Origin of the sequence: Arthrobacter sp. N199823, from assembly GCF_002929705.1 — a bacterium.
Lineage (GTDB): Bacteria > Actinomycetota > Actinomycetes > Actinomycetales > Micrococcaceae > Specibacter.
Map to the genome: position 1 here is coordinate 166,545 of NZ_PJIN01000002.1, position 25,804 is coordinate 192,348.

20 protein-coding genes are annotated in these 25,804 nt (G+C 58.0%); 15 read left to right on the top strand and 5 right to left on the bottom strand.

Annotated features, from left to right (window positions below):
* From CXQ93_RS04685 to CXQ93_RS04745, 13 genes are all read left to right on the top strand, one after another.
* A complete protein-coding gene (locus tag CXQ93_RS04685) occupies window positions 1-729 on the top strand; it encodes an ABC transporter ATP-binding protein (RefSeq protein ID WP_104109329.1) in 729 nt (242 codons plus the stop codon).
* Window positions 726-956 carry an acyltransferase gene (locus CXQ93_RS04690; RefSeq protein ID WP_104109330.1) on the top strand — a complete coding sequence of 77 codons (231 nt, stop codon included), beginning with the start codon at window positions 726-728 and terminating at the stop codon, window positions 954-956. The genes CXQ93_RS04685 and CXQ93_RS04690 overlap by 4 nt, the downstream gene beginning before the upstream one ends.
* A 3-nt stretch (window positions 957-959) precedes the next feature.
* Window positions 960-2,804: an acyltransferase family protein gene (locus CXQ93_RS04695; RefSeq protein ID WP_374953391.1), complete on the top strand. Its 1,845-nt coding sequence runs from the start codon at window positions 960-962 to the stop codon at window positions 2,802-2,804.
* 512 nt (window positions 2,805-3,316) lie between these two features.
* Window positions 3,317-4,606, top strand: coding sequence for a nucleotide sugar dehydrogenase (locus CXQ93_RS04700; RefSeq protein WP_104109332.1), 1,290 nt, complete (start codon window positions 3,317-3,319; stop codon window positions 4,604-4,606).
* 7 nt (window positions 4,607-4,613) lie between these two features.
* The gene (locus tag CXQ93_RS04705) at window positions 4,614-5,717 is read left to right on the top strand and encodes a glycosyltransferase (protein WP_104109333.1); all 1,104 of its coding nucleotides are present in this window, start codon (window positions 4,614-4,616) and stop codon (window positions 5,715-5,717) included.
* 64 nt (window positions 5,718-5,781) lie between these two features.
* Window positions 5,782-6,378 (top strand): acyltransferase, encoded by a 597-nt coding sequence (locus CXQ93_RS04710; RefSeq protein ID WP_104109334.1) that lies wholly within the window; start codon window positions 5,782-5,784, stop codon window positions 6,376-6,378.
* On the top strand, window positions 6,375-7,466 hold the full coding sequence (locus tag CXQ93_RS04715; protein WP_104109335.1) for a DegT/DnrJ/EryC1/StrS aminotransferase family protein: 1,092 nt from the start codon (window positions 6,375-6,377) through the stop codon (window positions 7,464-7,466). Before CXQ93_RS04710 ends, CXQ93_RS04715 begins: the two co-directional genes overlap by 4 nt.
* A gap of 2 nt (window positions 7,467-7,468) precedes the next feature.
* Complete coding sequence (locus CXQ93_RS04720; RefSeq protein WP_104109336.1) at window positions 7,469-8,464, top strand: Gfo/Idh/MocA family protein; 996 nt, start codon at window positions 7,469-7,471, stop codon at window positions 8,462-8,464.
* The gene (locus CXQ93_RS04725) at window positions 8,461-9,627 is read left to right on the top strand and encodes a glycosyltransferase (RefSeq protein WP_104109337.1); all 1,167 of its coding nucleotides are present in this window, start codon (window positions 8,461-8,463) and stop codon (window positions 9,625-9,627) included. The genes CXQ93_RS04720 and CXQ93_RS04725 overlap by 4 nt, the downstream gene beginning before the upstream one ends.
* A gap of 4 nt (window positions 9,628-9,631) precedes the next feature.
* Window positions 9,632-10,966, top strand: coding sequence for a lipopolysaccharide biosynthesis protein (locus CXQ93_RS04730; protein WP_104109338.1), 1,335 nt, complete (start codon window positions 9,632-9,634; stop codon window positions 10,964-10,966).
* 79 nt (window positions 10,967-11,045) lie between these two features.
* Window positions 11,046-12,128 (top strand): glycosyltransferase family 4 protein, encoded by a 1,083-nt coding sequence (locus CXQ93_RS04735; RefSeq protein WP_104109339.1) that lies wholly within the window; start codon window positions 11,046-11,048, stop codon window positions 12,126-12,128.
* A 13-nt stretch (window positions 12,129-12,141) separates the two neighbouring features.
* Window positions 12,142-13,698 carry a hypothetical protein gene (locus CXQ93_RS04740; RefSeq protein ID WP_104109340.1) on the top strand — a complete coding sequence of 519 codons (1,557 nt, stop codon included), beginning with the start codon at window positions 12,142-12,144 and terminating at the stop codon, window positions 13,696-13,698.
* Window positions 13,699-13,808: 110 nt separating this feature from the next.
* The gene (locus CXQ93_RS04745) at window positions 13,809-14,852 is read left to right on the top strand and encodes an acyltransferase (RefSeq protein WP_104109341.1); all 1,044 of its coding nucleotides are present in this window, start codon (window positions 13,809-13,811) and stop codon (window positions 14,850-14,852) included.
* Between the two features lie 87 nt (window positions 14,853-14,939).
* On the opposite strand, the gene CXQ93_RS04750 is transcribed toward CXQ93_RS04745, so the two are convergent.
* The 3 genes from CXQ93_RS04750 to wecB form a co-directional block, all read right to left on the bottom strand.
* Window positions 14,940-15,299 (bottom strand): DUF2304 domain-containing protein, encoded by a 360-nt coding sequence (locus CXQ93_RS04750; RefSeq protein ID WP_062286981.1) that lies wholly within the window; start codon window positions 15,297-15,299, stop codon window positions 14,940-14,942.
* Between the two features lie 4 nt (window positions 15,300-15,303).
* Window positions 15,304-15,969, bottom strand: coding sequence for a glycosyltransferase family 2 protein (locus CXQ93_RS04755; RefSeq protein WP_258068600.1), 666 nt, complete (start codon window positions 15,967-15,969; stop codon window positions 15,304-15,306).
* A gap of 63 nt (window positions 15,970-16,032) precedes the next feature.
* Window positions 16,033-17,097, bottom strand: coding sequence for a non-hydrolyzing UDP-N-acetylglucosamine 2-epimerase (gene wecB / locus CXQ93_RS04760; RefSeq protein ID WP_104109343.1), 1,065 nt, complete (start codon window positions 17,095-17,097; stop codon window positions 16,033-16,035).
* 650 nt (window positions 17,098-17,747) lie between these two features.
* On the opposite strand from wecB, the gene CXQ93_RS04765 reads away from it, so the two are divergent.
* Window positions 17,748-20,090, top strand: a complete 2,343-nt coding sequence (locus CXQ93_RS04765) for a GH25 family lysozyme (protein ID WP_258068601.1) — start codon at window positions 17,748-17,750, stop codon at window positions 20,088-20,090.
* A 66-nt stretch (window positions 20,091-20,156) separates the two neighbouring features.
* The gene (galE, locus tag CXQ93_RS04770; protein WP_104109345.1) at window positions 20,157-21,170 is read left to right on the top strand and encodes a UDP-glucose 4-epimerase GalE; all 1,014 of its coding nucleotides are present in this window, start codon (window positions 20,157-20,159) and stop codon (window positions 21,168-21,170) included.
* Between the two features lie 785 nt (window positions 21,171-21,955).
* Here galE and CXQ93_RS04780 read toward each other — a convergent pair.
* Together CXQ93_RS04780 and CXQ93_RS04785 are read right to left on the bottom strand one after the other, a co-directional pair.
* Complete coding sequence (locus CXQ93_RS04780; protein WP_104109347.1) at window positions 21,956-23,920, bottom strand: DUF6541 family protein; 1,965 nt, start codon at window positions 23,918-23,920, stop codon at window positions 21,956-21,958.
* A 196-nt stretch (window positions 23,921-24,116) separates the two neighbouring features.
* A complete protein-coding gene (locus tag CXQ93_RS04785) occupies window positions 24,117-25,739 on the bottom strand; it encodes a hypothetical protein (RefSeq protein ID WP_104109348.1) in 1,623 nt (540 codons plus the stop codon).
* Between the last annotated feature and the right edge of the window lie 65 nt (window positions 25,740-25,804).

The following is a 25,804-nucleotide window of genomic DNA, read 5'->3' on the forward strand; positions in this document are numbered from 1 at the left end:
ATGACCACAGCAATCGAAGTCAAGGGCATTAACAAGCAGTTCGTTTTGCGCCGATCACGTTCCATCAAGGAAGCGTTTGTGTGGTTGATTCAGGGCCGCAAGGGTGACCTATCAGAAAAGTTCCATGCCCTCAAGGGGGTAGATCTGGAAGTCAAGCAGGGTGAAACTGTTGCGCTTCTTGGTTTCAATGGTTCCGGCAAGTCCACCTTGCTGAAGCACATTTCTGGCGTGATGATCCCTGACAGCGGAACGGTGCGGACACGTGGCCGGGTGGCCGGTCTGATTGAGGTTGGCGCCGGATTTCATCATGATCTTTCCGGACGCGATAACGTATTCCTCAACGGTGCCATCTTGGGCATGACCGAAGATCAGATTAACGAGCGCTTCCAGTCCATTGTGGACTTCGCCGAAATTGGTCAGTTCATTGATACAGAAGTGAAATTCTATTCTTCTGGGATGTACCTGCGTCTGGCCTTCTCAGTAGCTGTGCACACGGACCCCGAGGTCTTCCTCGTGGATGAGATTCTGGCCGTGGGCGATGAGCCATTCCAGAAGAAGTGCATCGCCAAGATTCAAGAGCTGGCCGCCGAAGGTAAAACACTTGTTGTCGTCAGCCACGATCTGGACCTTGTGTCACGGATCTGCAGTCGGGGAGTATTGCTCGACCACGGTGAAGTCCGTTTTGACGGTCCCATTGACGATGCTGTTACAAAGATGCGCGGTCAGTGAAGCAGGAGCCACTGACTCCGGTCCGGATCAAACGCCTTGATCTTCAGGGGCTGCGAACCTTGGCGGTCGGGCTTGTCATCATTTACCACCTGTTCCCAGGTAAATTGCCCGGGGGATTTATTGGTGTTGACATTTTCTTGGTCATTTCCGGATACCTGATCGTAGCATCGCTGGTTCGGGAGCTAGCCAAAACCGGGACCGTGAAGTTAGGGACGTTTTACGCTTGACGGATTCGGCGTCTACTTCCGGCCAGTACAGTGGTGTTGCTCAGCGTCATGGTGGCCTCCGTCCTCGTGCTGCCGCAAAGCCGTTGGCAAGAGGTGGCACGCGATGTAGTTGCCTCGGCCTTGCAAGTTCAAAACTGGAATCAGGCCTTTGGGTCAACCAGCTATGAGTCTGCCGGAGAGCTGGTCTCACCCGTGCAGCACTTTTGGTCACTCGCAGTGGAAGAACAGTTTTATTTGCTCATCCCGTTAGTGCTGATCTTGGCAGTGGCGTGTGGACGCAAAATTAGACTTGATGCCAAGAGCTCTGCTCTATGGTTTTTGCTCGTTCTTTCAGCAGCATCCTTTGTTCATTCGGTAGTTTTCTCGTTCCAGAACCACGACATCGCCTATTTTGCCACCACAACACGCATGTGGGAATTGGCATTGGGCGGACTCACAGCCCTGGCCTTTTCCTCACTGCGGCTTAGCTCCCTTGCGCAGGTGGTGGCAGGGTGGCTCGGCGTGGCCATGGTGCTTGTCAGCGCCGTGTCCTTCCAGACAACCATGGCTTTCCCCGGCTACATCGCCTTGTTGCCAGTGGTTGGAACCGTGCTGATCATCGTAGCGGGGGCTCCTGCTAGGAGCGGCCACGACCTTAGTCGATTCGGCTTCTCCCGTGTTCTGAGCTTGCGGCCCTTGACCTATCTTGGGGATATTTCCTACTCGTTGTATCTCTGGCATTGGCCCGTCATTGTTTTCTATATCTTGCTCAAGGGTCACCAGCCGGGCGTTGTTGGTGGTGCCAGTATTCTGGCGCTCAGCCTGGTGCTCGCATCTCTCAGCTACCACGTGATCGAACAACGCTTCCGGTTTGGCAAGCCCACAATTCAAGCTGGAGGACGGAGATTCCGTCCTCGGGTAGGGAACCGATCGGCCTACGGTTTGGCGGCGTGCTTCATTGTGGTGAGCTGTATAAGTGCTGCCGGGCCGTGGTCTGTGGTCCAGATGAAATTGGTTCAGGCTGTCTCAGAGACGGCGTCCCCGGACTATCCGGGCGCCATGGCCTTTGATACGGACAAGCCAGTGAAGGTTCCCTCGGGGATCCCTATCAGCCCTGATCCGGCAATTGCCATGAAGGATATGTCCCGAACTTACAAGGACGGGTGTGCTGTCTACGATCCGGCAAAGATTGCTGATTCGCAGTGCAGATATGGAGACCTCGGGGGCTCCAAATCGATGGTCTTGGTTGGCGACTCGCATGCGGGTCAGTTCTTGGACCCGCTGGATGCCATGGGCAGGAAGCACGGGTGGAAAGTTCGCGCCATGGTACGCAACGGCTGCCCATTCAGTGCGGCGCCGGCATCAAGCGCCACCGTCACGTACTCCAACTGTTCGAGCCAGAATGCAGTTTCCCTCAAAAAGATTCTTAAGCAAAAACCTGATCGGGTGATCATCTCGGGCATGACGCCTTACGGCTACAAGAAATCTCTGAAATGGGGGTGGGCAAGTGACGCTGTTTTGGTTGAAGGATATATCCAGATGCTCCGGCCGCTTCAGGATGCTGGAATCAAAGTCAGTGTTATCGCAGACATGCCCTACCCGGAAATCTCAATTCCCGATTGCGTGGAGCAGAAAGGCGCCGGCGCGGCGGAGTGCGTGACGACCCGGAAAAACCTCAAAGATCCCTTACTGACCGCGGCAGTGGAAGTGGGGAACGTCCAGACTATTGACCTTACGTCTCATCTTTGCAAGAACGATTCTTGCCCACCGGTGATCGGCAACGTCCTAGTGTTCCGAGACAATCACATGACCACAACCTTTGCGAAGACATTGGAAGACCCACTGGCACGGGCCCTGGGTCTGCTGTAGACCCTTGGGCGTCTTGGGCTGAGACGATTTCATCGACCCTGCTTGGCGGGCTCACACTTTAGGTCGAAGGTGCGGACCGGAGCGGTGTCATTTCCCTCCATCTGGGGATACTCCGTTGATTCGAGACGAAGGCAGGTCATTGACAGTCAGACCTGCGGCCGAACACCTAGCTGCGAGAGCTAAACGACATAGGCCCGGGTCCCAGTAGAGTAGTAAACCGGGCCATATTAGTAATGAGATGGCTATTGCTTGCCTAAACTAGCGTGTGATCTTGCTCCCTCCTTCACTTATGTTGGATAGTTGCTAGTGCACGGGGCTTATTCAGGGGATCATGGTGTCGGCGTGGGCTTGAGCCGTGAGTTTGAGAGCAGTCAAAGACTGGGGTCCTGTTGGCGGTTTTGATCACATATGAAAGTGCCGATCAATAAATCCCTATAATCTAGTACCTAAGCCCTGACTTCGACTGTCCAGCTCGAAGTCATCAATGCGCGAAAGAAGAAGGCTACAAAAACGTGAAGATCGCTGTCATCGCCCTCGGTAAAATCGGCCTCCCTCTGGCTGTTCAGTTTGCTTCCAAAGGCCACGAGGTTGTGGGCGTCGACGTCAACCAAACTGTGGTTGACTTGGTCAACGCCGGCCAGGAACCATTCCCCGGTGAGGCGCACTTGCAGGAGAAACTCTCTGAGCTGGTGCCGTCTGGCAAGCTCCGCGCCACGACTGACTATGCTCAGGCTGTTCCCGATGCCGACGCGGTGGTGCTTGTGGTGCCGTTGTTCGTTGACAAAGATGCCAACCCAGACTTCGGTTGGATGGATACAGCCACTGCCGAGCTGGCTCGCCACCTCACCCCAAACACCTTGGTTGCCTACGAGACCACCCTCCCCGTGGGAACTACGCGTACACGCTGGAAGCCGGCCCTTGAAGCTGGCTCCGGTCTGGTTGAAGGTACGGACTTCCACTTGGTGTTCTCGCCTGAGCGAGTTCTCACCGGTCGTGTTTTTGAAGATCTGCGCAAATACCCCAAGCTCATTGGTGGCCTTTCCGAAGCTGGGGCTGCCAAGGCCGTGGAATTCTACGAGTCTGTCTTGGACTTCGATGAGCGCCCCGATCTGAATCGCGCCAACGGTGTCTGGGACTTGGGCTCTGCCGAAGCATCAGAGCTCGCCAAGCTCGCTGAGACGACCTACCGCGATGTGAACATTGGCTTGGCCAACCAATTTGCTCGTTTCGCTGCAAAGACCGGCATTGATATTTACCAGGTCATTGCGGCTTCTAATTCCCAGCCATTCAGCCACATCCACCAGCCCGGCATCGCCGTTGGCGGGCACTGCATCCCCGTTTACCCGCGGTTGTACCTGTGGAACGATCCGGAAGCCACTGTTGTACGAGCCGCCCGCGCCGCTAACGCTGATATGCCTGACTACACCATTGGGCTGCTTGAAGGTGCCTATGGAGCCCTGACTGGTGCACGCGTCGTCGTTCTTGGTGCTGCCTACCGCGGGGGAGTCAAGGAGACTGCGTTCTCCGGAGTGTTCGACGCCGTTGAAGCCATCAACCGCCGTGGAGGCACGGCCCTGGTTCATGACCCCATGTACACGGATGCCGAACTGACCCGTCTCGGCTTTGTCCCGTACCACTTGGGTGAGGCAGTGGATGCTGCAGTCGTACAGGCGGACCACAGCGAATACCGTGAACTGGCACCGTCGGATTTGCCCGGTGTGAAGGCGTTCATCGATGGCCGTCGCGTCAGCGCCGCCGAGAAGTGGGATCGTGTCATCTACCGTGTCATTGGCAAGGCGTAACTGAGACATGCGTGTTGTTGTCATCACCACATGGTTTCCGGATGCCCAGGCGCCGTCGACGGCACCCTTTGCACTAAACCATGTCCGAGCCATCGCCGCCCAGCATGATGTGAAGGTTGTTCACATCATGCTGGGCCGCAGCGGCGGTGTGGTAGTGGAAGACTTTGAGGGCATTTCGGTAACCCGGATTCCACTCTCCCCCAAACGTCCATGGAGCTACGCTGTAGTGCTTGGCCACCTCAGGCAGGCGCTCAAACAGGCCGACATCCTGCACACTATGGCGTTCACCTCGGCCGCGGTGGCTGCGCCCGCGGCCCTGGGCCGGCGCAAAACCTGGGTGCACACAGAGCACTGGAGCGGGGTCAACAATCCTGCAAGCGTCTCCAAGGCCTGGGTTGTCATGTCCTGGTTGCGGTATTTGCTCCGTCTGCCCCATGCCGTGACAGCAGTCAGTGAAGCGCAGGCCGTGGGCCTGCGCCGATTCAGCCGGGGCGGCGCCGTTTACGTTGTTCCAAACGTTGTTACCAAAGTGGGCGAGCCTGCCCATCGCACCGGCGGCAATTCCGGGCGGGTGGAAGTAGTGTCCGTCGGGGGGCTGAATGCTGGCAAGAGGCCCGGGCTGGCTGTTGAGGCCCTTCACCTGTTGCGCAATCAAGGACTGGACGCCTCACTCACATGGGTGGGCGATGGGCCCCTGCGGGGAGAGGTTGAACAACAGATTGACCGGTTGGGACTCGGAGGCCATGTGACAGTTACGGGCATGGTCCCGCCGACACAGGTAGCCGATCACCTGCGCTGGGCAGACATTTTCCTGCTGCCCACAGCCCATGAGACTTTTTGCATGGCCGCGGCCGAGAGCGTCGCCATGGGCGTGCCGGTGGTCATCACCGATCTGCCTGCAGTGCGGGATTTTCTCACCGCGGAGAACAGTGTGCTGGTTTCCGGGGAAAGCGCGCAGGACTTCTGTGCAGGCGTCTGCGCGGCCGTTGACAAGTTCTCCACGGTGTCCGCGGCCGCCATTTCCGGGACGTTGCCCACGCGATTCACGCCGGAAAATGTTGCCAGCCAGTTCACGCAGATCTACGACCGTGTGCGGGGCGGCGCAGGATAGCTGAGATAATGACACAAGAACTTTCGTTTTACGGAACCATTGCTCATCGAGAGGAACTCACTGCATGAGTAGCATCGCGGCCAGCGCCGACGTTTCAGAACAAGCCATTCTCGGCGAAGGCACCAAGATCTGGCACCTTGCCCAGGTACGTGAAGACGCCGTCCTTGGTGAGAACTGCATCGTTGGCCGTGGCGCCTACGTGGGCACCGGTGTCAAGATCGGTGACAACACCAAAATCCAAAACTACGCGCTGGTCTACGAGCCCGCAGTGTTGGGCAAGGGCGTGTTCATAGGCCCCGCCGTGGTCCTGACGAACGACACCTACCCCCGCTCCATCAGCCCGGACGGTTCGCTGAAGAGCGCACACGACTGGACCCCGGTGGGCGTGACCATCGAGGACGGGGCGTCGGTTGGCGCCCGGGCCGTGTGTGTAGCGCCCCTGACGATCGGCCGGTGGGCCACGATCGCCGCCGGAGCCGTGGTGACCAAGGATGTGCCCGCGTTTGCCTTGATGGCTGGCGTTCCGGCCCGCCGGCTGGGGTGGGTCGGCAAAGCCGGCATCCCGCTGAATGCTGAGGGTGGTTTTTGGGTTTGCCCGGAAACCGGGGCAAAGTATGTTGAAGATGGAAATACCCTGAAAGAGGCAGAGGAAAACTCATGAGCCAGGACTTTATTCCAGCAGCAAAACCCATCATTGGTGACGAGGAACGTGCAGCGGTCGACGCCGTCATGCTCTCAGGCATGTTGGCGCAGGGCAAGGAGGTGGCCAGTTTTGAGGGCGAGTTCTCTGAGGTCTTGTTGGATGGCCGTGCCAGCGTTGCCGTGAACTCTGGCACCTCCGGACTGCACCTGGGTCTGCTGGCCTCCGGTGTGGGTGCAGGCGACGAAGTAATCGTCCCGTCTTTCACCTTTGCGGCCACGGGCAACTCGGTGGCGCTGACCGGCGCAACCCCGGTGTTTGCAGATATTGAGCTGGATTACTACACGCTGGATGTGGCTCATGTGGAGTCACTCATCACGGAGAACACCAAGGGCATCATGCCTGTTCATTTGTACGGGCACCCGTTTGCTGCCGAGGCGTTTGCGGCGCTGGCCGATAAGCATGGGATCGATCTTTATGAGGATGCCGCCCAGGCCCACGGTGCGTCCGTTAATGGCAAGAAGGTGGGCACGTTCGGCAAGTTCGGCATGTTCAGTCTCTACCCCACGAAGAACATGACTTCCGGCGAGGGCGGTATGGTCTCTACCTCGGACGCGACGGTGGAGCGCAACCTTCGCCTGCTGCGCAACCAGGGCATGGACAAGCAGTACGAGAACGAACTGGTTGGCTTCAACAACCGCATGACCGATCTGCACGCCGCCATTGGCCGCGTCCAGCTGACCAAGGTCATGGGCTGGACCAAACAGCGCCAAGACAACGCCGCATTCCTGACCGCCAACCTTGAAGGTGTGGGAACACCTAAGGTTGCCGAGGGTGCTGAACACGTCTACCACCAGTACACCATTCGGGTTCCCCAGGGCCGCGACGAGCTGCATGCCCGCCTGCGTTCAGAATTCAACATTGGTTCCGGTGTGTACTACCCCGTGCCGAACCACCGTCTGCCCTCGTTCAACCGCGCCGAGGACCTGCCCAACACGGAGATCGCCGCTAAGGAAGTACTTTCCTTGCCGGTCCACCCGTCGCTGTCGCAGAACGACCTCGAGCGCATCGTCGCGGCCGTGAACACTATCGTGAAGGCTGGTGCCTAAGCATGGCTAATTTGCGAGTAGGCCTTATTGGTCTGGGCATGATGGGCCGCCACCACGCGCGGGTCATTCGTGAAGTCGAGGGCGTGGATCTCGTTGCCGTGGCCGATGCCTACGGTGACCCTCACAGTGTCGCCAAGGAATTGACTGTCCTGAGTAGCGTTGAGGAACTTATTGCTGCCGGCATCGACATGGCCGTTGCAGCCGTGCCCACCGGCATGCACGAGGAAGTCGGGCTGGCGCTTGCTGCCGCCGGCATCCACACCCTGGTGGAGAAGCCCATTGCGGCTAGCGCACCGGCTGGCCAGCGCCTCGTGGAGGCGTTCGCGGCCAAGGGTCTGGTTGGTGCCGTCGGTCATATTGAACGGTTCAATCCCGCTCTGCAGTCGCTGCGTCAGCGGATTGCCGATGGCGAGCTCGGTGAGGTCTACCAGATCGCTACCCGTCGCCAGGGCCCGTTCCCGGCCCGCATTGCCGACGTCGGAGTGGTCAAGGATTTGGGCACGCACGACATCGACCTGACTGCCTGGCTTGCCCAGAGTCGCTTCGAGTCGATATTTGCCCAGACCACCACCCGTAGTGGGCGCCCGCATGAGGACATGGTTGCCGCCACTGGCAAGCTCGCCAACGGCGTCATCACCAACCACCTGGTGAACTGGCTTTCCCCAATGAAGGAACGGCTGACCATTGTCACCGGTGAAAAGGGCGCCTTTGTAGCCGACACAGTGACAGCAGACCTGACGTTCTATGAGAACGGGACCGTCGCCACTGAATGGGAGTCCATGGCCGCGTTCCGTGGCGTCTCCGAAGGCAACGTGACCCGTTTGGCCATCGCCAAGCCGGAACCGTTGCGCACCGAACACGAAGCCTTCCGCGACGCCGTTCTGGGACTGCGCAACGATGTTGTCACCATGGCTGAAGGTCAGGACACCCTGCTCGTGGCCGAAGCTGTGCTGGAATCCTCCCGCACCGGAACGAATGTGAAAATCGCAACTCCGTGACTGATGCAAAACCCAAGAAAGTAACTGTCGTCTCCCGCCTCTACGCCCCAGAGGTAGGGGCGGCAGCCTTCCGTCTTAAAGCCCTGGTTGATGGCCTCATGGATGCTGGAGCCAAGGTCAGCGTAGTGACAACAAAGGCACCCAAAGACTCGAAGCCATTTAGGCCGAGCTATGCGATTAGTCGTTGGCCTGTTCTACGTGATGCAGGCGGCAATGTGCGTGGCTACATCCAATATTTGAGTTTTGACATCCCGATGTTTTTCCGGGTTCTCTTCGGAGCGCGACCTGACGTTTTTGTCGTCGAGCCTCCGCCAACTAGCGGATTGGCTGTCATGGTGGCGGCAAGACTGCGCCGTGTCCCATTCGTATATTTCTCCGCAGACGTTTCATCAAGTGCCGCACGGGGGATAGGCGTCAACAATGCCGTGGTTGCCGCTGTGACGATACTGGAACGCTCCATTCTCACATCAGCGGCGACTGTACTAGCCGTTTCTGCGGGGGTGGAAACGGAAATTGCAGAACTCACCAGAGATCAGGCCCACGTGGTCAATGTGGGCACCGGTGTTGACACGACTGCCTTTTCCCCTGTTGGTTTGGTGAAAGAGATCGGCAAGCGATTTTTTGTCTATGCCGGAACCATGTCGGAGATCCAGGGAGCAGGTGTATTCGTCGACGCGTTCATGACGATTGCGGACGATTACCCTGACGTTCAGCTGGTGATGTTTGGACAGGGAGTGGAATTGGCTGAGCTCAAGGCCAGATCCGCAGACTGTGGATCTCAGGTCCAATTCTTCGCACCCAAAGAAGGCACAGAGATTGCCCAATGGCACCGTGGTGCAGTGGCAAATCTTGCCTCTGTGCGACCGGGAAAGGGCTACGATTTTGCCTTCGCAACAAAGGCCCTGGCAGGCCTTTCGGCCGGTGCGCCAGTAATCTACTCTGGTGTCGGCCCTATGCATGATCTTGTCACGGAGCATGACTTGGGAATCGCCTGCGCTTGGGATCCTGATGCTGTAGCTGCCGCAATGAGAACCATGCTCGAAAATTCCGTCGACTCGAAACGGCGACGAGAACTGTCACAATGGGTGAGCGAAAATTACTCTTTGGAAGCTGTAGGTGCGACAGGCGCCGAGGCGGTATTAAACGCGGCTTTGGGTCGTTGAGAGCATGAATAAGGAGGTGACTTCAGAATCAGGCCTCAAAACACGACTTACAGGCAAAGTGAAGGGCATATTTGCTAGTCAGTTCATTCGACATGTGCTGACGCTATTGACTGGCACTGTCTTGGCGCAAATCCTCATGCTCCTGCTGACACCTGTGCTGTCCAGGCTGTATTCGCCGGAGGCCTACGGCCTGTTTTCGCTGTATTCTTCTATCGTTGCAACTGTGACAGTAGTTGCTGCACTGCGCTATGACATGGCGATCATGCTGCCCAAGAAGGACGCCGATGCAAAGGTGCTCAAGAAGGGCGTCACACGGCTTATTCTGCTTGTCAGCATCACAGCCACGTTGGTGTGCGGGATCGGGGCCCCGCTCATTGCTGATGTGATGGGCAAACCGGAACTGGCTCCGTGGCTGTGGCTTGTTGGCTTGAGCGTTTTCACACTCGCTGAGATTTCCGCCTTGACCTACTGGCTCAACCGCAGAAGCGACTACAAAGCCATCGGAATCAACCGCGTGTTGCAAAGCGGTGGAACAGCAGTTGCCCAGCTGGGATTGGCGCTGGGCAAGTTGGGTGGCGTTGGCGGCCTAATTGTGGGAACACTGCTGGGCCAGAGTGCAGCACTGCTGACGCTGCGGTATAAGGGACGCAACGTTCGTGAGGGCCTTGATGAGTCAGAGGCGAGCATTCGCGGCTTGTTTGGCCGGTACCGCCGCATGCCGTTGCTCAACGGGCCCAATGCACTTCTGGACGCTGTGCGCACCAACGGCATCAATATACTCATTGGGATCATGTATTCCGGCCCCCTGCTGGGCCAGTTCTACATGGCCTGGAAGCTCTTGGAAGTTCCCTTGGGCCTGATCAATGGTGCACTGTCGCAGGTATTTTTCCAGCGGCTGGCTGTCATGGAGCGGGGTTCGATGTTCGCCTTCGCGAAATCTTCGGTGTTCCGCTCGGCCATATTGGGTGTGGTCCCCTTCGGACTCATTTATTGGCTGTCGCCCTGGGCGTTCCCTGTGGTTCTAGGCGCGGAGTGGGCGGATGCCGGACTCATTGCCCGTGCCTTGGTTCCCTGGCTCTTCATGAGCCTGATCACCTCACCGATTTCAACGATCTTTGTGGTCACCGAAACACAACACCTCATGCTGGCCCATGCCATTGTTTACACAGCAGTGCCGCTCTCGCTGCTGTATTTCCTGCACGGGGACATCGTGGCGAACCTGACCATCGTTGCCTTAGCGATGGCTGGCATTCTTGTGGTCTTCACCGGTTTGGCATTGTGGGTGGGACACAGATTTGATCATGAAAAAGACCCTGAGAACACACCATTGGTTGTGTAGCACTCCGAGCTTGACATGAAATGACTTGCAACTGCGCGGTAAACCGCTGGAACCTCAATACTAGAAAGCCCCCAAAACCATGGCCCGTATGATTTACCACGTTCCCTACCCACTGAACCCGGAGGGCAAGTCAGGCAGTGCCCTGCGCCCCATGCGCATGTTGGAGGCGTTCAGGGAGGTCGGCTACGAGGTGGAGCTCGTCTCGGGGGAGTCCAAGCAACGCCGTGGCCTGATCAAGGCACTCAAGGCGCGCATTGCACACGGGGAGAGGTTTGACTTTGTTTATTCCGAGAGTCACACCATGCCCACGGCCCTGACCGATCCTGACCATCTTCCCCGCCATCCTTTGATGGATGTCGCATTCCTGCGATTTTGCCGGCGGAACGGCATCAAGGTGGGCCTGTTCTACCGTGACATCTACTGGCGCTTCCCTGACTACAAAAAAGGGCTCAACCCGCTTGTCCACACCGGCACAAGGTTGCTCTACAATTTTGATCTCCTTGCGTATAAGTTTGCTGTTGACAAGCTGTACCTGCCGTCCATGGGGATGGGAAAATTCGTGCCACATTTCCCGGCTAAAAAGCACGAGGCACTTCCGCCAGGCGGCGAAATCAATGATGCAGGCCACCCCGGTGACAACAGCGTCCGCTTGTTTTATGTAGGTGGCCTGGGTAGCTACTACAACTTGCATGATTGTGTGCGCGCCGTGGCCGCCTCCAAGAATGCCTTCCTTACCATTTGCACCAGGGAAGACGAATGGCGGCAGGTTCAGGCAGGCTATGAGCCCCTGATAAATGACCGCATTGAGATTGTGCACAAGCATGGATCAGATCTGGTGCCCTACTATGCGACGTCTGACATCTGCATGCTGTTCATTGAACCCAGCATCTACCGGTCCTTTGCTGCCCCCATTAAGTTCGCTGAATACATTGGCTTCGGCAAGCCGGTCATTGTCAATGAAGGGACCAACGTCGCAGAATTCGTGAAAGCGAATGGCAACGGGTGGGCCATTCCCTTCGATCAGGAGGCGCTCACCACGCTGTTGGATGACCTTGCGGAGAACCCGGAGAAGATCGCGCATGTCACAGACACTGCCCTTCGCATCCGGGCGGACAACACCTGGGCTGCCCGTGCGCGACAAGTCGCCCGTCAGCTGACATGATCCACGGAAAACCATGGGTAAAAACCCTGAAGTCCTCACCCGGCAGCACGAAGCCGTGAACCGCCGAGGCAAGGTGATGCCGCCCGTGAATGGGATGGCCTTTGTCATAGCTGGACTTGCCGCAACGGCCTTCCTGACCCGACTCGTACCTCTTTTAGAGTCGGGAACATTGGGAGGCTTCAGAGGATATGACGATGCGGTCCACTATGCCGCGGGTGTGCACCTGCTTGCCGGATCCATTCCGTATCAGGATTTTGTTTTGGTTCACCCCCCCGGGATTGCCGTGTTGATGACACCGTTTGCCGCGCTTGGATGGCTGGTCTCGGACACTGTTGGAATCGGGTCGGCCCGGGTGTTCTTTGCATTGCTTGGGGCGCTGAACACGGTAATGATAGGCCTGTTGCTGAAGAAGTGGGGCCACGCTGCTGTTGTAGCGGGCGCTGGACTCTACGCTGTTTCCACGGCGGCCACGATCGCCGAGCGTTCGGTGATGCTTTCGCCGCTGCTCACCACCTGCACGCTGCTCGCCCTGGTGGCACTTCGGAGCGACAGCCGGCTGCACCCGAGACGCGCAGTGACAGTGGCTGGCGCTGTTTTGGGTCTTGCCTTGTGCTTCAAGCTGTGGGCCGTCATCCCCATCCTTGTGCTCTGTCTGATGGTCGCCGCAAGATTCGGGACAAGGCTGCTCCTGCGATTTGTGGTGGCAGGGGCAGCGGCATGCACAGTTGTCATGGGTCCGTTCTTTCTGGCCTCGCCGAGGGCAATGTTCAAGGATGTGATTTTGGCCCAGTTGGCGCGCACCGATGGCGCAATGAAAGATTTGTCCTATCGGCTTGGAGACTTTGTGGGCATCTCGCTGCCCCAGAACGCCCTCACGGCCGTGGCAGCGGTGGGGGCCCTTGCAATCTTAGTTTCGGCACTCATGGGACTTGCGCAGGGATTCAAGCCGGGATTTTGGGCTGATGAATTCTGGTGGGCTGCTGTCGCAGGCGCAACCGCCGCCGTCCTGCTGATGTCCATGAGTTTTTTTGACCACTACCCCAATTTCACGATCGCCTACATCGCTCTTTGTCTGGGTGTCGTGGTGGGTTTGGCGACCAGGGCCGTCTCCCGGCGTCGCAAGCTGCTGCCTCAGGCAGTGGCTTCCGCCATGGTGGTGGGGTTGCTGGTTCCCATCGGTATCCATGGATTTGAGCTTAATCCCAAGCCGCTGCCGGGCGTCAATGAAACGAAACTGGCTCGCGAAGTTTCAGAGTACGACTGTGTCTTCACCGCGTACGCATACCTTGGCGTCATCAGTAACTCCATGTCCAGCTCCATGCACCACGGCTGCAGTTCCATTGTTGACGTTTACGGGACGCGAATGGTTGAGGCGCTGCCACCCGATGAGCCATGGCTACCGAAGCCGTCCGAATTGCTTCAGGTGGAGCAGCTTAGGAATGCCCAAGCCGCCGTTGTTGGCAAATCGCTGGCCTACTACGGGCTCGCCCCCATGGCAATTGAGGAACTGACCCGAAATTTTGTGTTGAAGAGTGGGCAGGGCAACTTTCAGGTCTGGGTCCGGCGCTAGCCGGGCCGGGAGTTCCAGACGTGGTTGTGGGATAGCATAATTGCAGGAGTATCCTCCGTGCTTGCATCGGACCGGGTCTCAACCAAACCCGTAGATCGCGTCAAGGAATCATGCCAGCACGTCAACGAATCGAATACTTCGATGTCCTTCGGGCCATCGCCATTGTGGCGGTTGTGGTCCTCCATACCGCAGCGTCAAGGTGGTACTCGCTGCCGTCGTCGTCGACGTCGTGGCAGGCGCTGAACATTTACGACAGTATCGTTCGTTTTTGTGTTCCCATCTTTTTCATGATCAGTGGAGCCTTGTTTTTGCGTCCCGAGCAAAACATCACTATTCGTTCCATGATGCGCAAGAGCATTCCCCGCCTGCTGCTGGCTTTTGGGGTATGGTCCATTTTCTATGTTGCATGGCGGGGATTCGGGCCGACCGGCTTCGGAAGCCCCAAGGATGCGGTTGCCCAGTTGGTGCTGGGCTACTACCACCTGTGGTTCATTTATGCGTTGATTGGGCTGTATCTGGTGACGCCTCTCCTGAGGAAGATTGTTGCCGACCGCGCTATGGCTTGGTATTTTGTGGCGCTGGCTGCGGTGTTTGCCTCATTCCTGCCCATGCTGGTGGAAGTTCCCGTCCTTGGCCCGGTTGTGGCTGCCGCCCTTGATAAGGCCCAGTTGCACCTTGTTCTTGGCTACTCCATGTTCTTCGTCCTGGGACACCTCCTGAACACCGTGGCGTTGTCGCGGGCTGCGTTGCGCTGGTGCCTGCTCGGCGGCCTCGCCGGGATTGCCATCACGGCCCTTGGCACATTTTGGCTGTCGAGTGTCCAAGGCAAGAACACGGTGTTTTTTTATCAATACCTCACACCGAACGTGGTGATCGTGGCAGTTGCGGTCTTCTGTGCTGCTAAGTACTGGGGCGAGCGGTACTCGATGTCTGCCAGGTGGCGCAGAGTCATTGGCCCAATTTCTGCGTACTCATTCGGCATCTATATGGTGCATCCATTCTTCCAGGAGCTTCTGGCAGGCTATGGAATCAACTCCGCTCTGCTACACCCGGTGTTCTCGGTGCCCATGGTAGCCGTGGCAATATTGATCCCCAGCTTCCTGGCCGCAGCTGTTGTCAGGCGCATTCCTAAAGTTGGCGCCTACATAGCGTAGTGACACGGCTGGGCGGAACATCAGAGAGAGGCCAAAGGCCCACTCCCTGACAGGAGCGGGCCTTTGGCTCTAGAAGTGAATTCCTGCCTAGTGCTGGTCCTTGTCCACGAGCCAGGGCTTCTCAGCTTCCTCAATGGCGATGCGCCTAGACAGCTTCGTGAGCGAATTTTCAAGGTGCCGGAACCGCTGGTACGTCGTGGCCATGAAGACCAGTACGCTGACCACCAGCGCGTAGAGGACTAAATCGGTTCCACGCCCAATGCCTAGCAGCTGTGCCAGCCTGGTCAGAATGGTTGGGAAGAATACCGAGAACGCCGCGATGAGGGCAAAGAGGACAAGCATCATGCGCCGAATGGCCAGATGGCGGGCATTGGAGCCGCCGCGCATGAGCGCCAAGGACACAATGATGACGGCGAGGACTAGGACAATTTGAACAATGATCTGCATGGTTCTACCTAAAGAATAGATCTGCGACGATGTTGACGGAGTTGAGCAGCGACTGGCCTTTGGCCTTGGAATAGTCGGTGTAAATGATCTCCACAGGGTGCTCAACCCAGCGTGGCTTGATCTCAGCCAACTGGTGAATCAACTCGGAGGCGTGTGCCATACGATTTTGCTTGAGGTCGATCCTTGCTGCTGTGCCGACACCGAAAACCCGGAGTCCGTTGTGGGCGTCAGTGAGTGCCATGCCTGTTGACCAGCGGGACTGCACGGCCGCCACGCGCAGGACCAGCCGTTTCATCTTGGACACTTGGGTGCGATCATCCAGGAATCGCGAGCCAAGCACCACCTCGGCCTCACCGGAGCGAATCCGGGCCACCATGGCCAATGCGTCCTCGACGCGATGCTGGCCATCGGCGTCGAAGGTGACGATCTCAGTGGTTGCAGGGTCGCGCAGGGCATATTCAATACCGGTCTGCAATGCGGCACCCTGACCAAGGTTGACCGGGTGCTGGACCACTAGGGCACCAGCCTCCCGGGCTACGTTCTGGGACCCGTCACTGCTGCCGTCGTCAATACAGACGACATGGGGGAAAACCGGCAGGAGGCCCTTAATTACGTCGCCGACGACAGTTGCCTCGTTGTACATCGGGATAACAATCCAAGTTCGACTCACTGTTTCAGTATCCCATGAATAGAGGTGTGGGCAGCATGCTGCTGCGGGGCCGGGCATGTGACATCAGGAACCGAAAGCACTGAGCAGTGCTGCAACTGCGCGCTTTGCAGCGTGGCCGTCACCGTAGGGGGTTGCGTCGGTGGGTGCGGGGGTGGGGCGTTGGACGGTTGCCGCCAACACCGACAGCTCGGCACTCACGAGCACGTTCCAGCCAAGGTCAACCGTTTCAACCCATTCGGTTTCCGGCCGAATGGTGGTGCATGGCACGCGCAAAAGGAATGCTTCCTTCTGCAATCCACCGGAATCAGTGACCACACCGGCGGAGTACATTGCAGCGTTGATCAGCTGCGGGTACGCGAGGGGTTCACTGAGCACGATGGCTCCTTGGTCCAGATCAATTCCATGCTTTTCAGCGAGACTGCGCAAGCGGGGATGTGCAAGGAGCAGGACCGGCTTGTCCAGGCTGGCCAACTCGGAGATAATTGCCTGCAATCGTTCCGGGGAGTCCGTGTTGTCTGGCCGGTGGATGGTGCTTACATAGTACGACCCCTTGCTCAAGCCGGCAGGCAGTGCCGCACCGCTCCCGACCAGTGATTCGCGAACCTTGTAAAGAACATCAGTCATGACGTCGCCAACCAACACTGAACGCTTGCCAAGGCCTTCGGTGGCCAAGTGGTCCATGGCCACCTGGGTGGGTGCCAGCAGCAGGTCGGCACTGTGGTCGGTGAGCACGCGGTTGTGCTCTTCGGGCATGCGGCGGTTGAAGGAGCGCAGCCCTGCCTCAAGGTGGGCCACGGGGACATGAAGTTTGGTTGCTGCGACGGCGGCAGCCAGCGTTGAATTGGTGTCGCCGTACACGAGAACACAATCCGGGGCCGACGTCTCAATGATTTCTTCCAGACCTGCCAGCATGGCGCCAGTCTGGGCACCGTGCTTCCCTGAACCGACACCGAGGTTGAAGTCAGGTGCCGGGATGCCAAGGTCCCTGAAGAAGACATCGCTCATGAGCTCGTCGTAGTGCTGCCCGGTGTGGGCGATCAGGTGTTCCGCTGAACCTTCCATCGCTTGGGCGATGGGGGCAAGCTTCACAAACTGGGGACGGGCACCGACAACACTAAGAATTCGCATGGGCCTAAGTTTAGTAGGAAGAGAAGGTGCGAATGCAACGGGAGCGGTCATTCCTTTGGCTGCGGCGGGACGTTCAGGTGACTGAGCAACACGTCTGAAGGATTTTCAACACACTGACTTGGATGGGGCCGGAAATAGTAGGGTTAGAATCCTCTGTGTCGTAGGAATGCTCACTACCCGAATCGTTTCAGTGGATACTGAAAGCTTGCCTCTTTCGAAGAATGAGGCCGAATCATGAAAGTTGTCTTGCTCGAATGAGAACCTCATCTCTGCGTAGGCCTGTCCGTATCTTTGCCCGGGCTACTATTTCCATGGTCACGGTGATCGGTTTGGCCGGGTTGGGGCTGCCAGGTGCGTTTGCGACAGAAATGCCCGTGCCTAGCACCCAACAAACCGCCACGGCTCGGCCGTCACTTCTTGCGTCTCCGACAACGACGCCCGAACCCAGCGCTCAACATACGGCCTCGGCTCAGCCGTCACTTCTTGCGACTCCAACAACGACTCCAACAACGACGCCCGAACCCGCTGCGGGGCCTGAAACTCCAGGTCCCGTTAAAGCACCCAGCGGCAGTCAGGACACGCTGCCACCAACGCCGGCGGCAGCAAAAAGCCTGAAGGACGCCCAGGGTCAAAACGGTGCGCACATGGGCATGAGCGCTGGCAGAGACGGCATGGCCCGGGCTTATGCGGAGACGCTGTCGCAGGCGGCCGGAGCGTGGGTGCCCGGGTTTGGTGTTCTGGGCATGGATGTCAGCGGGTACCAGCCCTACGTTGATTGGCAGTCAGAGGCAGCCAAGGGGGCAAAATTTGCCTATGTCAAGGCCAGCGAAGGCATTGACATGACGAGTAAATTCTTCAGCAGCCAGTACACGGGTTCGCGCAATGTCAGTATGGTCAGGGGCGCATACCATTTTGCCTTGCCAAGTGTTTCCTCGGGAGCAGCCCAGGCCGACTTCTTTGTCAATAACGGGGGAGGGTGGTCACCCGATGGCTGGACGCTACCACCCCTGTTGGATGTGGAGTACAATCCCTATGCAGTGTTGGGGAACTCCTGTTTCAGCATGTCGGCCAGCCAGATGGTCTCCTGGATCCGGGCGTTCTCGGACCGGGTACTGGCACGAACTGGCAGAGTCCCAATGATCTACAGCACCAGCGACTGGTGGACAACGTGCACTGGAAACAGCTCCGCATTCGCTGCCAACGGGCTACATATTGCCGCCTACAACACTCGGGGACCCGAACCATTGCCCGCCGGCTGGCCGGACTACAAGATTTGGCAGTTTACCGACAGGGGACCCTTCGCTGGCGACTCCAATGTGTGGAAAGGCTCGCTGGCGCAACTGAAATCCTTCGCAATCCAAAGCGACCGTGCCAGCACCTCGGCCATCACAACCGATGTTGGGGACATCAACGGTGACGGCAGGAATGATGCGGTCTCGATCCAGACTGATGGGGCGCTGATGTTCCGTGCCGGATCAGGGAATGGCAAGTTCGCCTCCGGGGTAGCCATCGGCACCGGATGGAATGTCTACACAAAAATCATTGGCTCACGCGACGTAAATGGTGATGGGCGCAACGACCTGCTGGGCGTCAGGTCCGACGGTTCCATGTGGTTTTACGCCGGGACTGGAGTCGTTGGCAGCGGCACCAGTGGATACGCTCCCGGTCGAGTTGTGGGCACGAACAACTGGAACCAGTACTCCAGCATCGTTGCCGTGGGTGATGTGAATTCGGATAAAAAGAATGACCTGATCGCCACTAGGCCGGATGGCACACTGTGGCTCATTCCCGGCCTAGGAACCATAAACTCCGCGGGGAGCGCCTTCGGCACTCCAAGCAGGATTGGTAGCTCTGGCTGGGACAGTTTCACAACGATTTCCGGAGTTGGCGATCTCAACTCCGACGGCGTGCCCGACGTTGTGGCCTCACGACCCGATGGCACGCTGTGGTTCTACGCCGGTACCGGCGAAAAGGCACCGTCCGTTAATGTCTTTGCCGCCGCAGAGAAGATTGGTACATCGGGCTGGAACCAGTTCCGCGACGTTCTCGGCGCGGGGGATCTCGACGGCGACGGAAAGCCCGATATTGTTGGAATTCGGCCCGACGGCGTTATGTACTTTTATGCCGGGACCGGCATGCGAGACAACGGGTACGCGGCCGGGCAGCAAAAAGGCGGATCCGGCTGGAGCGCCTTCAAGCAGGTGCTGGCTGCCGGAGACCTGGATTCCGACGGGGTGCCGGACCTCCTGGCCATTACCTACGACGGTTCGCTGTGGCAGTATCCGGGTAACCATGTCGGGGGATACAAGGCACGAATTGCCGTGGGCAACAGCTGGAACACATATGTGACGGTCATTGGCGCCGGCGACCTCAATGGCGACTCGAAGCCAGATCTACTGGCGATTCGTCCAGACGGTACCCTTTGGTTCTACGCGGGCAGTGGCAGGATCTCGGCCAACAGTTCCGGCTATGCACCCGCGCTCAAAATCGGCACATACTGGAACTCATTCAAGGACGTTGTTGCTGTTGGGGACATGAACGCCGACGGCAGGGCGGACCTCATGGCCGCCCGCGCTGATGGGTCGCTGTGGTTCTACGCCGGGATCGGGTCCGTCTCGAGCGTCAACAACGGATTCGCCGCCGCCAAAAACCTGGGGGTCCAAGACTGGGTTGCCGCCTCGAAGTTCATTGGTTCAAAGGATTTCAACAGTGACGGGCGGAACGATCTGCTCTCCGTCGACGGCGCAGGGGCGTTGTGGTTCAGGGCCGGGACAGGAACCTTTACATCGGGCACCGGGTTGCGGACCCCGGCCAGGATCGGCAGTTCAGGATGGAACGCCTACGGCACAGTTCTTGGTGTCGGCGACACTAACCTGGACGGGAAGAACGATTTGGTCGGGATAAACAGTAACGGCAGTCTTTGGTTCTACCCAGGAACCGGAATGAAGATTTCGCCGTTCCGTGCGGGGGTCAATCAAGGAGCGCTCCGGTAGCTTCAAGGTGTCGGATGGATTCACTCGAATTACTGGGGAGTTGGACATGCAGATAGGCTGGAGGGTATGAAGGTATTGGTTACCGGCGGCGCCGGATATATAGGTTCACACACAGTTCTCTGTCTACTGGAAGCCGGTCACAGCGTTGTTGTGCTGGACAATCTCGCAAACTCCTCAGTTGAGTCCCTGCGTAGAGTTGAGGAACTGACTGGCAAGCGTGCTGAGTTTGTTGAACTCGACTTGTTGGATGCCTCGGGTGTGGACTCCTTGTTCGCAAGTTCGGGTTTCGATTCCGTCATTCACTTTGCCGGTCTGAAGGCTGTGGGGGAGTCGGTAGCGGAGCCCCTTCGGTACTACCAGAACAACATCGTTGGGACGCTGAACCTGCTGGCTTCCATGGATAAGCACAGTGTCCGCACCTTGGTGTTCAGTTCCTCCGCCACGGTATACGGTGCCAGTGAGGAAGTCCCGCTCATCGAGAAGATGCCGCTCGACGCGACAAACCCCTATGGACGGACCAAGGAGCAGATCGAGGATATCCTGTCCGACCTGGGTGCCGCCGATTCCACGTGGAGGGTAGCACTGCTGCGCTACTTCAACCCCGTGGGCGCCCACCCGTCCGGACGCATTGGGGAAGACCCCCGCGGCATCCCGAACAATCTGCTGCCGTTCGTGGCGCAGGTTGCCGTGGGGCGCCGGGAGAAGGTCATGGTGTTCGGCAACGACTACCCGACTCCCGATGGCACCGGCGTGCGCGACTACATCCACGTCATGGACCTGGCTGCCGGGCACTTGGCTGCACTCGACTACCTGCCAACCCATGCAGGTGTTTTCCGCTGGAACTTGGGAACCGGCAACGGCTCATCGGTGCTCGAGGTCATTCAAGCCTTCGGTGACGCTGCGGGCAGGCCCATCCCGTTCGAGTTTGCCGCCCGCCGTCCTGGCGATGCAGCAGTGAGCTACGCCGACCCGTCGGCTGCCTTGGCAGACCTAGGCTGGTCGGCCCGCCGGAACTTGGCGCAGATGTGTGAAGACCACTGGCGTTGGCAGTTCAACAACCCGCAAGGCTACAAAGCGTAACTCTTGACATTCCGGATGTGGGCCCAGCATGGGCATTTGCTTGGAGGTGAAAGTCCTCTGAAGGAGAAGGTGGTTTACCTTCTAGTCGATGGCAACGGCGTCACCGTGAGGTGGGGTGGGAAGGAAGCCGGAGGCAAAACCCTGCACCGAGGGACACAAACCGTATACAAGGCATGCTGGTTTGGGTAAGTCAGCAACAGATGGTGAAGCCCGTTCCACCGAAACGGGCAGTGTGTAAACGCGGCGGCGGCAGAGGGAAAGTATATGTTCTTACCTGGGGAGGTCTGTTCCAGCGCGTCATCCTTCAGCCCGGGGTGGAGCGGTGTCCGGCTTTAAGGGTCGTTACTGATGGGGCAGAAGTCAGCCGAGGCCATAGTACCTACCGGAATTTTGTTGGTGTTAGGGAAGGGCTGAACGCTGCGAATTGATGTTTTGAAGCGATATTTCACGTGTTCACATGTGGATCGCAGCCAACCCACGAGCGTGGTGGGACAGAGAATGTTAGGAGGGACCGGTGAATCCGGGAGTGCCCCTTTCTGTGCGTAGCAGTCGCGCTTACTGGCGTATTGCGGGATCACCCATCCTGACACGGACATTGCCCAATGAATACTGGGCAGATGGTGGCCTCATTCTCTTTCGCGATGCATGGGATCGTTTTCAACGAACTTGCGAACCGCCGTATGCGAGGCCCGCACGCAAGGTGGTGTGAGAGGAGGGGCTGGAAACCCGCCCCTCCTCTCGATTCGGCATACAGGGGCCGCTGAAACTCGGGTGCGGATGCCAGCCTAGTTGCAGGCGTCAATTCTGTAGAGCCTGGCCTGTCCTTCTTGATCTATCAGGGTCAGGCCTGGGTTGGCAGCCAACTCTTCCGAAGTCGGGAACGGTATCACCATTTTATTGATGGCCTTCAACCCAAAGTCCAGAACATAGAACGCATTGAGCCGTTCTACAGACTCGCAAACAGCAGGGTTGCTCATTATTTGTCCCAGCATTTCAGTCACTGTCTTGTCATCGTCGCTTCGCGGACTGCTGACAGCTGGAAGGATGACGTTTCTATTTGCGAGGGCGTAGACCAATGATGCGCCCGTGGCGGGGTTGCCAATAACTGTGGCACCGGCGGGGATCGTGTCGTCAGAGCGGGAAATAAGTTTGGCTTCATCTGTTGATAGAAGCGGGGAGTTCGGGGTAAGACTGTACGTGCGGGATCCGCTCTCCTGAGCTGCGTCTACGGAGTTATCTTGGGCAGCAACGCCCAAAGCCAGAGCAGCCAGCGTGCCGAATGTCAGAATCCCGATCCAGCCCACCCGTGATTCCCTCAGGCTGTTCGGGATTCGGTCGCTGAGTGAATCAAACAGCCATACAGCTCCGAGTACCGTCAGCGGCAACGCTGCGACGGGCAGCATCGCCGCTAGCCGGAAGCTGTCGTTGTAGAAGACCCCTGTGATAAAGGAGCGGAGTTCCTCTTCTGCGAAGCCGGAGGCCACAACGTAAAACATGATCCCAACCGTAAAAATACCCAGGAACCACACCTTCTTTCGATCTTTGGTGATTGCCAACAGACCAACGACTGTAAGGCCAAGGATTACCCAGGAAATTGGGTGGCGCAGGGGTGCCGAAGTGAGGGCTTCACCGAGTGCTTGGGCGATGGTTTGCGTGGGTGGCCAGAAAGATGCCGCCTCGCTGGGCCGCAGCTCTCCCCAAACTGTGTGCAAAAGGGGCAGATACACCAAGACGACTACAACTGAGCCAATGTACTGGGCCCAGCCTATTTCTTGCCTGTATTTACGGCTGCATTGCTTGACCAGCCAAAACAACAGCAAGGGAATAGCGTAGGCAGCCAGCGCCAAGAATACGCTTGGGTGCGCCAGTGCGAGGCCGGGAGTGGCCACTGCCAAGAGGATCCATGCCAGCCAAGGATGGGGTCGGGAACCGAATGACAGGCCAAGTGCGTCCGACCCCAGTGCGACCACTGCTGGCAATATGGCAATGGCCAAATAGTTTGGATACAGGACACCAAAATCGACCAGCAGGTAGGGGAAAGCACCAAAAGCTCCTGTGAGGGCACCTGACACCAGCACCACTGAAGGGCGAACACCTGCAATCCTTGTTGCCAGATACATTCCTGAGACAGTCCAAACTAAGGCGCCGATCACTATGTTGACGCTGTTGATGCCGACAGGGATGGAAGCGTTGCTTGTCTGGATAACAAGTGCTACTAGGTCGTGCCAGGCCGCTGGATAGAAGGATGCTGGGCCGTTGGCTTGGAGGCTGCCCAGAAAACGCGATGAACCGTTGCCGGAGTCGAGGATTAGGCGAAGTGCGCTCAAATGGAAGACGTTGTCATATGACTGGGAAATGTTTTCAGGGGCAATGAACATACGGGTAAATCGCCACGCCACAACTGTGGCGCCGAAACCTATCCCCAGCAAAAGCGCGCCAACCATTGGGCGGGCGGGCAGATTCCACAACGGCCTGTCGGCATCAGATTTGCGTATGACCAGCCAGTACCGGATCCCCAACCCTGCGAGTGCTGCAAGGGCTGTCACCAGCACAAGAGCCAGAAGGGACCAGCGGACATGGGCCATTTGAGCGGTAATTGCGCCAACGCCAATGAGCGTGACAGATAAGGGTGCAGAAACGCCTAGCCATGTCATTCCTCTGGCGCCGAGGCAACGGGCCAGTATTGCGCCCGGCAGGAAAACTATCAACATCGCTGAGACCAACGTTGGGAAAATTTGAAGCCATGTCATAAAGTCTGGAGATCTCCTACGGGCACCTGCCCAAATGTGCTACGTGGTTTGCCGTAGGCATGACCAATTCTAGCAATGCGGAAAGATGGGCAAAGTGAGCCGTCGAGAGGAACCTTGGGGCAGGGGCACTCGAGGGAGTATGGTGGCTGGAGGATTCAGCCGCCATTATTTCGCAATGGTTATGGCTCGGACGCCCTCAATCGCCGCCGGGCGTGTCGCCAGCCGTGAAGATACGGCACTGGCTGTTCCAAGTATCTGTCAGGAATTCATCGGCATAGGCTCCCAGCAGGTTGCCGCCACTGCGCGTGAATTTGTAGAGCTGGGCTGCGCTCATTCCGTTAACGAACCAGTTGAAGCCCATAGGATGATTTTGCACGGCCCTGGCTGTGATCGTGCGCTCGGCCAGGCTGAGCAGCCCCACTTTGCGCAGGACAGCCTTGACCGCTTCACGCTTGCCCTTGGAAACGTTGGTTGGGGCAAAAGTGAGCAATTCCTGGCCTGTGGCCGCGGCATAGCGGCGGTTGACATAACCTTCATACCAGTCACGGTTGCGTGTGATGTTGGGGTGCAAGTCGCCCCAGGCAAGGTAGATCTCACGGTCCAGCATGGGCAACGCCCAGTCGTAGCCAAAGAACTCGTAATTTCGCACCGAGTTGTTGATGTACTTCGTCTGGCGTTCACGAACGTTCCAGTACTCCAACGCGGTCAGGCGGGATTCAATCGAGCCGTCGTAGCCAATTTCGTCTAGGAAAGCGTCGATAGTCTTGAGTAGCCGGGCATTCTTATAGGCGGCGCCATTGTCCGGTTGCAGGGTGTAATGGTGGTGCAGGATGAGATCCTTGATTTGTTCTCGGGAAACGCTGGCGTCATCCAGAATTTCCTCGTCATGCATGTTTCCCACAATGGTGTGGCCCGGCAGGAAGATGGCATCGTCGTCGACCAGCCCCTGCTCCTTGAGCCAGCGGACTGCAAACCAGTCCTGGACGTGGGAAAGGGAAGCCCCTGCGTGGGTGAACTTGATGAAATCTGCCGTTTCGACGGTGTTCCAGTTGCTTCGGATCTCTTCTTCCACGTAAGGGCAGAACAACCACTTTTGCCCCAGCGCCGCGGCCACTTTTTCGCTGATGAGCACCTCAGACGTCCTGCCCGTGCCGTAGGTGAAGTTCACGACGTTCTCGTAGCCGGCGTCCTTGAGGTAGACGCTGAGCAGCCGTGAATCCAGTCCGCCGCTGAGAGGGACCACCAATTGGCGACCGTTGGCCTGGGCCAACAGTCTCGACATGGTCGCGTCGAGCGCGGCCGTGAAGTGCTTGTCCACGGCAGCTGTCTCGGTGATGTGCAGGCCGGAGTATTCCAGCCGGCGGTGGAAGATACTGGTGACGTCCCCCGAACGGCTGATCGAGACCAGTTCCCCGGCCTGAACCTGGGCAACCCCCGCGTAGAGCGTGTTGCGGCCTGCTGCGTAGGCTGAATGACGGAACTCAATGCGGGAGTCGTAGTCGGCCGCGTAATTAGCTCCTGTACGTCCAAGTGCCAAGGCATCATCGGAAACTGCCACGACACCGCCGTCGACCGAGTAAAACAGCGGGAAGCTGCGGATGGGATCCTCGATGAGAGTCACCTCGTCATCGGTGAGTACCAGTGCCGCGTAGTGGCCCGTAACCGTGCGAAGCCCCTCCACGGGCCCACCTTTGAGGGCCAAGATCCGGACAAGCTGATCGTCACAGCGTTCATCGCCCACCACCCAGAGTGTGGTCGAATCGGAGACGGAATGAGAGCGCCACTGGCGGCGCGTGAGGATGGGAGACACAAAAGACATACGGTAATTCTCTCACTTGCAGTGGTGTGGCAGATACGAGCAAAAGGGTTCCGCGTCCCCGCGTA

Excerpts from the sequence above, each read along its gene's own strand:
- galE (WP_104109345.1), top strand. The coding sequence starts at position 20,157 with ATGAAGGTATTGGTTACCGGCGGCGCCGGATATATAGGTTCACACACA.
- CXQ93_RS04745 (WP_104109341.1), top strand. The coding sequence starts at position 13,809 with ATGCCAGCACGTCAACGAATCGAATACTTCGATGTCCTTCGGGCCATC.
- CXQ93_RS04735 (WP_104109339.1), top strand. The coding sequence starts at position 11,046 with ATGGCCCGTATGATTTACCACGTTCCCTACCCACTGAACCCGGAGGGC.
- wecB (WP_104109343.1), bottom strand. The coding sequence starts at position 17,097 with ATGCGAATTCTTAGTGTTGTCGGTGCCCGTCCCCAGTTTGTGAAGCTT.
- CXQ93_RS04730 (WP_104109338.1), top strand. The coding sequence starts at position 9,632 with ATGAATAAGGAGGTGACTTCAGAATCAGGCCTCAAAACACGACTTACA.
- CXQ93_RS04710 (WP_104109334.1), top strand. The coding sequence starts at position 5,782 with ATGAGTAGCATCGCGGCCAGCGCCGACGTTTCAGAACAAGCCATTCTC.
- CXQ93_RS04765 (WP_258068601.1), top strand. The coding sequence starts at position 17,748 with ATGAGCGCTGGCAGAGACGGCATGGCCCGGGCTTATGCGGAGACGCTG.
- CXQ93_RS04715 (WP_104109335.1), top strand. The coding sequence starts at position 6,375 with ATGAGCCAGGACTTTATTCCAGCAGCAAAACCCATCATTGGTGACGAG.
- CXQ93_RS04705 (WP_104109333.1), top strand. The coding sequence starts at position 4,614 with ATGCGTGTTGTTGTCATCACCACATGGTTTCCGGATGCCCAGGCGCCG.
- CXQ93_RS04740 (WP_104109340.1), top strand. The coding sequence starts at position 12,142 with ATGGGTAAAAACCCTGAAGTCCTCACCCGGCAGCACGAAGCCGTGAAC.
- CXQ93_RS04750 (WP_062286981.1), bottom strand. The coding sequence starts at position 15,299 with ATGCAGATCATTGTTCAAATTGTCCTAGTCCTCGCCGTCATCATTGTG.
- CXQ93_RS04720 (WP_104109336.1), top strand. The coding sequence starts at position 7,469 with ATGGCTAATTTGCGAGTAGGCCTTATTGGTCTGGGCATGATGGGCCGC.
- CXQ93_RS04780 (WP_104109347.1), bottom strand. The coding sequence starts at position 23,920 with ATGACATGGCTTCAAATTTTCCCAACGTTGGTCTCAGCGATGTTGATA.
- CXQ93_RS04785 (WP_104109348.1), bottom strand. The coding sequence starts at position 25,739 with ATGTCTTTTGTGTCTCCCATCCTCACGCGCCGCCAGTGGCGCTCTCAT.
- CXQ93_RS04685 (WP_104109329.1), top strand. The coding sequence starts at position 1 with ATGACCACAGCAATCGAAGTCAAGGGCATTAACAAGCAGTTCGTTTTG.